Origin of the sequence: Phenylobacterium sp. Root700 (assembly GCF_001429025.1) — a bacterium.
In the GTDB taxonomy this organism is placed as follows: Bacteria; Pseudomonadota; Alphaproteobacteria; order Caulobacterales; family Caulobacteraceae; genus Phenylobacterium.
Genome location: NZ_LMHT01000013.1, coordinates 17,832 through 27,732, shown reverse-complemented (window position 1 = coordinate 27,732; position 9,901 = coordinate 17,832). Strand labels below are relative to the sequence as shown.

At 65.4% G+C, this 9,901-nt stretch carries 10 protein-coding genes; 2 read left to right on the top strand and 8 right to left on the bottom strand.

The genetic code is table 11. From position 1 onward, the window contains the following. Positions 1-262, bottom strand: a 262-nt coding sequence (locus ASE02_RS08795; RefSeq protein ID WP_200957648.1) for a hypothetical protein, incomplete at its 3' end; no start/stop codon positions are given. Positions 263-452: 190 nt separating this feature from the next. On the opposite strand from ASE02_RS08795, the gene ASE02_RS08790 reads away from it, so the two are divergent. Beyond that, the gene (locus ASE02_RS08790) at positions 453-1,184 is read left to right on the top strand and encodes a CPBP family intramembrane glutamic endopeptidase (RefSeq protein WP_056733254.1); all 732 of its coding nucleotides are present in this window, start codon (positions 453-455) and stop codon (positions 1,182-1,184) included. 241 nt (positions 1,185-1,425) lie between these two features. On the opposite strand, the gene ASE02_RS08785 is transcribed toward ASE02_RS08790, so the two are convergent. Further along, positions 1,426-1,854: a PEGA domain-containing protein gene (locus ASE02_RS08785; protein ID WP_056733252.1), complete on the bottom strand. Its 429-nt coding sequence runs from the start codon at positions 1,852-1,854 to the stop codon at positions 1,426-1,428. A gap of 208 nt (positions 1,855-2,062) precedes the next feature. Between ASE02_RS08785 and ASE02_RS08780 the strand changes: the two genes are divergently transcribed. Further along, positions 2,063-2,515 carry a VOC family protein gene (locus tag ASE02_RS08780; protein WP_056733251.1) on the top strand — a complete coding sequence of 151 codons (453 nt, stop codon included), beginning with the start codon at positions 2,063-2,065 and terminating at the stop codon, positions 2,513-2,515. 125 nt (positions 2,516-2,640) lie between these two features. Here ASE02_RS08780 and ASE02_RS08775 read toward each other — a convergent pair whose 3' ends face one another. The 6 genes from ASE02_RS08775 to ASE02_RS08750 form a co-directional block, all read right to left on the bottom strand. Further along, positions 2,641-3,225: a hypothetical protein gene (locus ASE02_RS08775; RefSeq protein WP_056733249.1), complete on the bottom strand. Its 585-nt coding sequence runs from the start codon at positions 3,223-3,225 to the stop codon at positions 2,641-2,643. 306 nt (positions 3,226-3,531) lie between these two features. Continuing rightward, the gene (locus ASE02_RS08770) at positions 3,532-4,668 is read right to left on the bottom strand and encodes an acyl-CoA dehydrogenase family protein (RefSeq protein ID WP_056733247.1); all 1,137 of its coding nucleotides are present in this window, start codon (positions 4,666-4,668) and stop codon (positions 3,532-3,534) included. A 44-nt stretch (positions 4,669-4,712) separates the two neighbouring features. Beyond that, positions 4,713-5,918 carry an acyl-CoA dehydrogenase family protein gene (locus ASE02_RS08765; RefSeq protein WP_056733245.1) on the bottom strand — a complete coding sequence of 402 codons (1,206 nt, stop codon included), beginning with the start codon at positions 5,916-5,918 and terminating at the stop codon, positions 4,713-4,715. Positions 5,919-6,017: 99 nt separating this feature from the next. Beyond that, positions 6,018-7,226, bottom strand: coding sequence for an acyl-CoA dehydrogenase family protein (locus tag ASE02_RS08760; protein ID WP_056733243.1), 1,209 nt, complete (start codon positions 7,224-7,226; stop codon positions 6,018-6,020). A 72-nt stretch (positions 7,227-7,298) separates the two neighbouring features. Beyond that, positions 7,299-8,510, bottom strand: a complete 1,212-nt coding sequence (locus ASE02_RS08755) for an acyl-CoA dehydrogenase family protein (protein ID WP_056733242.1) — start codon at positions 8,508-8,510, stop codon at positions 7,299-7,301. Positions 8,511-8,584: 74 nt separating this feature from the next. Then, positions 8,585-9,808, bottom strand: coding sequence for an acyl-CoA dehydrogenase family protein (locus ASE02_RS08750; RefSeq protein ID WP_056733240.1), 1,224 nt, complete (start codon positions 9,806-9,808; stop codon positions 8,585-8,587). Positions 9,809-9,901 lie beyond the last annotated feature (93 nt).

Sequence of the window (9,901 nt, the reverse complement as noted above, 5' to 3'; positions counted from 1 at the left end):
CCCATCGCGCCACAGCCGCCACCGACAGACTAAACATCGGCCTCATCAACATACAGGGACCCAGATGCAGCCGCCGCACCGGCCCGTACATCGCCGCGAACTCCGGGCTCACCTTGGTCCAGCGGAAGATGGTGGCGTAGGACGGCATGGCCGGATCGGCGGCGATCGACCGGATCGTCTCGCCGGCATCGATCCGTGCACAGATCACCTTGCCGATCTCGCGCCGGTACTGCGAGGCTTTCGCGCCCCCTGTGTGGTCCATCTGCGGCACGGCCTGCTGACGCGGCGGGATCCAGGGACGGTCAAGGGAGGGCGGGGAGCTCACCCCCGGAAGCATAAGCCAGAAGATCGATTTTCAAGAACAAAAGAAGAACAATTCTGACGCGGGCTAAGCCGCCAAGCCGGGCCGATACGTGCTAGGCAAGGCCGTCGTGTCGGGGGAGTTGGCCAGCATGCAGGCGTCGCACCGCGATTTTCCGTTCTACGGCGGCGATCCGGTCCGCATTTCCCTGTGGGGTTGGCTGGTCGTCCTGGCGCTGTTGGCGGCCGGCTTCGCCGCGCTGCTGCTGTCGCCATCCCTCCTGCCAGGCCGCCTCGGCGGATGGATCGGCGTCGGGCTCTTCGTCCTGCTGCCCATGCTCGGCCTGCGCATGGCGACCGGCAGGCATTGGGCCGCGATGTTCCACCCGCCCACCGCCAGGGACGTCTGGATCGGCCTGGCCTTCGCGCCCCTGACCCTGCTGATGTCGGCGGCCGTGGCGGTCGGCGTGATGCGTGTGGGGCTGACCTCGGCCAACCCCGTCGGGGCGATCCTGCTCAAGCTCCAGGGCGCCGACCTGGCGCTGTTCGTCGCCGCGACCGCGCCCCAGCTGCTGGGCGAGGAGCTGGTCACGATCATTCCCTTCCTGGCGCTGCTCACCGCCCTCAGCACCCACAAGGCGCCACGTAAGGTCGCGATCCTGGTCGCGTGGATCGGGTCAGCGGCGCTGTTCGGCGCGCTGCACCTTTCGACCTATCAATGGCATCTGGGCCAAGCCCTGCTGATCATCGGCACGGCCCGGCTGGTGCTGACCATTCCCTACCTGATCACCAAGAACCTCTGGTCCTCCACCATCGCCCACATCGCCAACGACTGGATCGGCTTCGGGGTGATCCTGCTGCTGACTGCGCTTGGCTACGGCTGACGTTCGGCCTTACTTCGGCGGTATCGGGCTGATCTGGTCGCCGTTGACCGCCCAGGCCTGCTGAGGCGTGTCGACGCCCAATACAGCTGTCATCCCGGCTGTAGCGGAGCGGAAGGCCGGGACCCATTCGCTCCGGCTACGGAGCTTTGAGCGCCGCCCGCGCGGCGGGCTCTCCAAACGAAAAACCCCGCCGGCTCGCACCGACGGGGCTCTCGATCTTCAATCGCCGACGTGCGGCGACCTATTCGATGATCTTGGCCGGGGACCGTTCTTCCGGCTCCAGCTTGATGGTCACCGGGTTCGGAACCAGGTCCTGCGAGGCGCCGGTGTACATGTCGACGCCGATGCCGATCACCCCTCCGACCAGCACATTGCCGGCGACGCCGGCCGCGCCCGCGCCGGCGGTCTTGTGGCTGACCTGGACGGTCGCGGGCTTGTAGCCCGGCTTGGTCAGGGTGGCGGTGAATTCGGATTTGCGCTTCATCTTGATCGCGCAGGGCGTCGCCTGGCACTGGTGGCCGTTGGTGGTCTCCACCTTGGCGCCCGACGGCTCGCTGTTGACGACCCAGGCGTCCTCGGACCCACGGGTGACCGTCGCGCACGCGGCCAAGGACGATCCCGCGCACAGGACCGCGACCAGGCGCACCAGGCGCCGGCTCACATAAGTCATTGATATCCCCCCTAAACAGCTGCGCCTTCTGGCGCCGCTTGTTGGAGTTAATCAACCAACAGTCGATTTAGAGTTAAAATTACTAGGATCGCGTGCGCTCGCGCGCCGCGTAGCGACCTGGAGTTTCTGTCCAGGTTTGGCATGGTCGCCGTCCCTGGGGCGAGGGCCGCCTCGCAGCGACACCATCAGCAGGGACAGGACCGAAATCATGACCAGCAAATTGCTACGCATGGGCAATATCGGCATCGCGGTGGAATCCCTCGATGACGCCATCTCCTTCTTCACCGAGCTCGGCCTGACCTTCGAGGGGAGGGCCGTGGTCGAAGGGGAATGGGCCGGACGCGTCACCGGACTGGGCGATCAGCGCGTCGAGATCGCCATGATGGTCACGCCCGACGGCCACAGCCGCCTCGAGCTCTCGCGTTTTCTCACCCCCGCTGTCGTCTCCGATCACCGGAACGCCCCGGTGAACGCCCTTGGCTACCTGCGCGCCATGTTTACGGTGAGCGACATGGACGACACCCTCGCCCGGCTTAGCAAGCACGGTGCGCAGCTCGTCGGCGAAGTGGTCCAGTACGAGGACGTCTATCGGCTCTGCTACATCCGCGGCCCCGAAGGGCTTCTCATCGGACTGGCGCAACCGCTCGGCGGCGATCGGTAGCGTGCCGGTCCAACCTGACGCTGACCCGAAGGGCATCCGCATTGCGGTAAGGAGCTGACTTCGGCATTCGACCCATCAGAGACTTTCGGACCGGTTGTTTGCCACCAGCACGCCGAGACGGCGGATCAGGAGTTTGGTCTCTCCGGCCTAGGACGTTCAGCGATGTCGCAACCGGCGCGCGCGCTGAGGACGGCGTGTAGGTCGCATGCGCCATCGACAACGATCAGGAGGAACATCAAGTCAGGGGGTGATCCTGCAAGGTGCACTACCGCCCCTTCTCGCCGGACGGTGACCTGATCGCCAATATGCCAGGCCTCAGCACTTCCCTGGAATAGATCGTCGGCCGCGCTGCCCCACGAAGGGTCGGCGAGGCGAGCCAGGCGTGCGATCACATCGAAGGCTGGCGGCTTCTTTCCTTCTAGGGCCGCAGGGTCGTTGATGGGAACGTATTTGACGAGAACGAATTGCGTGCCCCCATCGCCGGTTTCGACAACGTAGACGTTCATCACCTCCGAGGGGGCGCTCGGCCCGAACGATCTGCGTCCGTCGCTGTTGGGGGTCACGGTCAACCCTTCGAGATGCCAGCCTCCGTCCTTCAGTTCCGCAGCCACGCCCTGCGTCGTCAGGGTGTGCGGCGAGGGATCCGCAACTGCGACGCCGCCTACTAGACCAACGTGCAATGCGACCATTATTGGGAAAAGTTTGCGCATCCGACTTCCTCCTTGGGGCGCGAGCCAACCATCGAGAGGCTGGACCTGCACTTCGCAACATGGATGCTGCGGGTGAACGGCCCCCTTACAGCCATCGCGAGCATCCCCTCCCGGGCGATGAGCGTGCTCGCCCATTTGCGACCCGCTTGGACCTGCGACAGTCTGAAGTTGGAATTGGGCCGCTCTTAAGCCGGCCCGATATAGCGGTCATCGACCGCCTGCGGCCCGTGCCGGCCCACACATGAAAAACCCCGCCGGTTCGCACCGGCGGGGCTTCGAGTTTCAGGCTCTTATGGCCTGTAGGTCTTAGTAGCCCTGGATCTTCGCGTAGCGGTCGCGGTGATAGGACTGGCTGCCGAAGGCCGCCTCGGCCGCACGGGCGCGCTTCATGTAGAAGCCCGCGTCGTGGGCGTCGGTCATGCCGATGCCGCCGTGCATCTGGACCATTTCGTTCGACACCAGGTGGAAGGTGTCGCCCATCTTGGCCTTGGCCAGGCTGACCAGTTCAGGCACGTCCGGGCTGTCGGCGTCGATCGCCGCCAGGGCGGCTTCAACGGCCGAGCGGGCCAGTTCCAGGTCGGTGAACATCTTCGCGGCGCGGTGTTGCAGCGCCTGGAAGGAGCCGATCACCTGGCCGAACTGAACGCGGACCTTCAGGTAGTCGAGGGTGGTCTCGAAGGCCTGGACGGCGGCGCCCAGCATTTCAGCCGAGACGCCGGCGCGGGCGCGGTCGAGGGTCTTTTCCAGGACGTCCCAGCCCTTGCCTTCAGCGCCCAGCAGAGCGCCGGCGCCGACTTCGACCTTGTCGAAGGCGACGTTGGAGGCGCCGCGGCTGTCGGCCAGCTTCAGGTTGGTCTTGGTCACGCCCTTGGCGTCGGCGGGAACCAGGAACAGGCTGACGCCGTCCTTGTCGCCCGGCTTGCCCGAGGTGCGGGCCGAGACCACGAACAGGCCGGCGGCCGGACCTTCGAGGACGAAGGTCTTCTTGCCGTCCAGCACGTAGCCGGCGCCGGACTTGGTGGCGGCGAGCGCGACCTTTTCCGGAGCGTGGTGCGCGCCTTCGTCGACCGCCAGGGTGGCGACCAGCGAGCCGTCGGCGATCTTGGGCAGGTACTCGCCCTTCTGGGCGTCGTCACCGCCCAGGATCAGGGCGCTGGCGGCCGCCAGGCCCGAGGCCAGCAGCGGCGAGGCGGTGAGCGTGCGGCCCATCTCCTCAAGGATCAGGCCCAGCGACAGGTAGCCGAAGTTCGACCCGCCGAAGTCCTCGGGGATGATGACCCCGGCCCAGCCCATTTCCGCCTGCTCGTTCCAGGCGGCGGCGTCGTAGCCAAGTTCAACGCCCGAGTCGCGCATCTTGCGGAAGGCGGTCACCGGGCTCTTTTCCTGGACCCAGCTCTTCGCCGCGTCGCGGAGCATGCTCTGTTCTTCGTTCAGAACGGCCATGTTTCGAAATCCTATTCTCTAAAAATCTGTGGTTGTTCTGATGGTTAGTTGTTCTGGGTCAGGTCGGGCAGACCAAGGATGCGCTTGGAGATGATGTTGTTCTGCACCTCCTGGCTGCCGCCGTAGATCGTCGTGGCCTTGCCGCCCAGCCAGGAGCGCACCGCGGTCAGCTCGTCGGCGTTGAAGGCGTCGCCTTCCCAGCCCAGGCCCTGGTGACCCATGATCTCCAGGGTCAGTTCGGCCTTGTCCTGCATCCAGCGGGTGCCGGCGTTCTTCATGATCGAGGTGGCGGCCGAGGGACCCGAATTGCCCTTGGCTTCCATCATCGCGCGCACGGCGGTCTGCTGGAAGGCGCGGCCGTCGATCTCGTTCATGATGATCCGGGTGCGCAGGTCGCTGTCGGAGAGCTTGCCGCTCTCGTCGACGCCCACATAGTCCTTGGCCAGCTTCGGCAGCGGCTTGGCGCCGCCGTATCCGCCGCCGCCCGCGCCCGACAGGCCCGAACGTTCGTGTTGCAGCAGCCGCTTGGCGATGGTCCAGCCGCCGTTCAGCGGGCCGACCAGATCCTTCTTCAGCGCCTTGGCGTCGGTCAGGAAGGTTTCGCAGAACGGCGAGTTGCCGGCGATCAGCGGGATCGGGCGAACTTCGACGCCCGGTTGGTCCATAGTAAAGAGCACGAAGGAAATGCCTTCATGCTTCTTCGAGGTGTCGGTCCGAACAAGACAGAAGCACCACTGAGCGTATTGGGCGCCACTCGTCCAGATTTTTTGGCCGTTCACCAGGTAATGGTCACCCTTGTCTTCAGCTTTGCACTGAAGCGAGGCGAGATCGGAACCTGCGCCCGGCTCACTGAAACCTTGGCACCATTGCAGATCACCACGAACGATCGGCGGGATGTGCTCTTGCTTCTGCTCTTCCGTGCCGTATTCCAGCAGGGTCGGGCCGAACATCATCACGCCCATGCCGCCGATGGGGTTATAGGCGCCCGCGCGGCCCAGCTCCTGCTGGATCACCCGGCCCTGGGCCGAGGACAGACCGCCGCCGCCATAGGCCGCCGGCCAGGTCGGGACGCCCCAACCCTTTTCGCCCATCGCCTTGCGCCAGGTTTCCTGGTCCGGGCTCGGGTTGTTACGCTCTTCCCGCATCATCGGGTTGGGCTTGCCCTTGAGCGCGGGCGGGAAATTCGCCTCGATCCAGCTCCGCGCTTCCGCGCGGAAGGCGTCGAGGTCGCCGCCGCCAAAATCAGCCATTGAAATCGTCTCCTAAAATATCAGGTCGTCTGAAAGTCGTTATGTCTATTCCCCGCTCGCCAAGCTGAAATGCCTGCGCGAGCGGGTATGGCGATCACCCTAGTGGCTCTGGGTCAGGTCGGGGAGTCCCAGGATCCGCTTGGAGATGATGTTGTTCTGCACCTCGTTGGAGCCGCCGTAGATCGAGCCGGCCTTGCCCGAGAGCCAGGTCCGCACCGCGGCGCGTTCCTCGTCGGTGAAGTCAGCGCCGTCCCAGCCTAGGCCCTGGTGGCCCATGAACTCCAGGGTCAGCTCGGCCCGGTCCTGCGTCACCTTCATGTTGGCGTTCTTCATGATCGAGGTCGCCGCCGAGGGGCCCGAATTGCCCTTGGCCTCCAGCGCCGCGCGGCGGACCGTCTGCTGCAGGGCGCGCTGGTCGATCTCGTTCATGACGATGCGGGTGCGCAGGTCGCTGTCGGCCAGCCGGCCTTGCTCGTCCTCGCCGACATACTTCTTGGCGATCACGCCCAGGGCGTCGGGACGGGCGCCGGCGCCGCGGCTGCCGTTCATGCCCGAACGTTCGTGCTGCAGCAGGCGCTTGGCCACCGTCCAGCCGCCGTTCAGCGGGCCGACCAGATTGGTCTTGGGCACCTTCACGTCGGTGAAGAAGGTTTCGCAGAAGGGCGAGTTGCCGGCGATCAGCTTGATCGGCCGCACCTCGATGCCCGGTTGATGCATTTCGAAGACGACAAAAGAGATGCCTTCATGCTTCTTGGTCGGGTCCGTGCGGACAAGACAGAAGATCATGTCGGCGTATTGACCACCGCTCGTCCAAATCTTCGAGCCGTTGACGATCCAGTAATCGCCCTTGTCTTCAGCCTTGGTTTGTAGCGACGCGAGATCGGAACCTGCGCCGGGCTCGCTGAAGCCTTGGCACCAGCGGATCTTTGCTGTGACGATGTCGGGGATATACTTCTGCTTTTGTTCTTCGGTGCCGTATTCCAGCAGGGTCGGGCCGAACATGGCGATGCCCATGCCGCCGATCGGGTTCACCGCGCCGATCTCGCCCATCTCCTGGGCCAGGACGCGGGCCTCGGCCGCCGAGAGGCCGCCGCCGCCGTATTGCTTGGGCCAGGTGGGGGTTCCCCAGCCCTTGGCGCCCATGCGCTCTTTCCAGATCGCGAGGTCGCCGGTCGGTTTTTCAGGGCTCATTACGGCGGCTTGCTGGGCTGCGGTATCCTCGCCCAGGGCCTTGGGGAAATTCGCCTCAAGCCACTCGCGGGCTTCGGCGCGGAAGCCTTCCAGATCGGCGCCGCCAAAATCAGCCATGAAAATTCTCCCTAATATTCATTATGTTATTGGTCATTATAACACGCCCCTCCGCGCGGGGAGGGGGTGAAATCACTTGGGATCAGGCAGGCCCAGCACCCGCTTGGAGACGACGTTCAAATTGATTTCCGAGGTTCCGCCCTCGATGGAGTTGCCCTTCGAGCGCAGCCAGGTGCGGACCGCCGCCAGCTCCGGCCCGGCGAAGCCGTCGCCGTCCCAGCCCAGGCCCGCCGAGCCTAGGGCCTCGACGATCAGTTCGTTGCGGTCCATCGCCACCTTGGCGCCGGCGTACTTCATGATCGAGGTCGCGGCCGAAGGACCGTTGCCGGCCTTGGCCTCGTCGGCGGCGCGGCGCACGGTCTGCTGGAAGGCCTGGACCTCCATCAGGTGCTCGGTCACCCGGCGGCGGAAATCGCCGTCCGCCAGCCGGCCGGTCTCATCGACGCCGACATAGTCCTTGGCCGCCTGCTTGACGGTCAGGGCGCTGACCGGCGCGCCGATCGACCCGCCGCCGAGACCCGCCGAGATGTTGTCGCGCTCGAACTGCAGCAGCCGCTTGGCCACCGTCCAGCCGCCGTTCAGCGGGCCGAACAGCTGGTTCTTCGGAACCGTGACCTCGGTGAAGAAGGTCTCGCAGAACGGCGAGGTGCCGTTGATCAGCAGGATCGGCCGGACCTCGACGCCGGGCGAGGTCATGTCGATCAGCAGGAAGCTGATGCCCTCATGCTTTTTGCTGGTGTCGGTGCGCACCAGGCAGAAGCACCAGTCGGCTAAATTTGCACCGGATGTCCAAATTTTGCTTCCCGAGACCAGGTAGTGGTCGCCCTTGTCCTCGGCGCGGGTTTGCAGCGAGGCGAGGTCCGAGCCCGAGCCCGGCTCGGAGTAGCCCTGGCACCAGCGGACCGAGCCGGTGATGATCCCGGGCAGGTGCTGGCGCTTCAGCTCCTCGGTCCCGTACTCGATCAGGGTCGGGCCGAACATCATCACGCCCATGCCGCCGATCGGGTTGCGGGCGCCGACCTTGGCCATTTCTTCGTGCAGCACGCGGGCTTGCTGGCGGGTCAGGCCGCCGCCGCCGTACTCGGCCGGCCAGGTCGGGGTGCCCCAGCCCTTGGCGCCCATGGCCTCGCGCCACGCCTTGGCGTCGGCGGTTTCCTTGCCGCCGCTCTGCGCGGAGAGCTGAGCCGCCGGATCGGCTTTCAGCGCCTTGGGGAAGTTGGCCTCCAGCCAAGCCTTCGCTTCGCCGCGGAAGGCCTCGGTGTCGTCGCCGCCAAAGTCAGCCATGGAAATTCGCCTCTAGAAATAAGCTCGATCAAAACAAAGACGCCGCCCGAAAAATAGGGCGGCGTCGGTCACGTTTACTTGGGGTCGGGCAGGCCGAGTACGCGCTTGGAGACCACGTTGATGTTGATCTCCGAGGTGCCGCCCTCGATGGAGTTGCCCTTGGAGCGCAGCCAGCCGCGGACCGCCAGCAGTTCGCCGGGCTCGTAGCCTTCGCCGTCCCAGCCCAGGCCCTGGTGGCCCATGGCTTCGACCATCAGCTCCGAGCGTTCCTGAGCGAAGGAGGCCGCGGCGTACTTGATGATCGAGGTCGCCGCGCTCGGGCCGTTCGAGGCTCTCGCCTCGGCGGCGGTGCGCGCGATGGTCTGGCCCAGCGCCTGGAAGTTCATCTTGTTCTGAGTGACCCGCTGGCGCAGGTCGCGGTCGGCGACGCGGCCGGTCGCATCGACGCCGGCATAGGTCTTGGCGATATTGCCAAGGTCGCCCGCAGCGCCGCCGGCCCCACCGCCGCCGCCGAAGCCGCCGGAGATGTTCTGGCGCTCATACTGCAGCAGCCGCTTGGCGATTTCCCAGCCGCCGTTGACCTTGCCGACCAGCGCTTCCTTGGGGAGCTTCAGGTCGGTGAAGAAGGTCTCGCAGAACGGGCTCTCGCCGGAGATCAACTGGATCGGCCGAGTTTCCACGCCCGGAGAAGCCATATCTATAAGTACAAACGATATGCCTTCATGCTTTTTCGTGGTATCCGTACGGACTAGGCAGAAGCACCAGTCGGCCTTGTTGGCGTAGGAGGTCCAGACCTTCTGGCCGTTGATCAGCCAGTGATCGCCTTTATCTTCGCATCTGGTCTGAAGCGAGGCGAGATCTGACCCCGCGCCCGGTTCCGAATAGCCTTGGCACCAGCGGATTTCGCCGTTGATGATCTTGGGCAGGTATTCCTTCTTCTGGGCTTCGTCGCCGTATTCCAGCAGCACGGGCCCCAGCATCCAGACCCCGAACGAGGCCAGCGGCGCGCGGTAGCGGCCGGCGGCCAGCTCCTGATCCAACACCCGGGCCTGCTGCGGCGTCAGTCCGCCGCCGCCGTATTCGGTCGGCCAGGTCGGGGCGGTCCAGCCCTTCTGGGCCATCGCCCGCATCCAGACCGCCTGCGGGTCGCTGGACCCGGCAAAGGCGCGGCCGCCCCAGACGGCTTCCGGGTCGCTCGCGACCTTGGGGTCGCGGAGTTCGGCGGGGTAGTTGGCTTCCAGCCAGGCCTTCACTTCGGCGCGGAACGCGTCGAGCTCGCCGGCGCCGAAATCGGCCATGGAATCCTCCCGTCATCGGAAATGCTTTTACGCCGCCACATTAGCGCCGGCGCCCTCAAGAGCAAGGAAAACGAAACAGCTGTTTGACTGCTG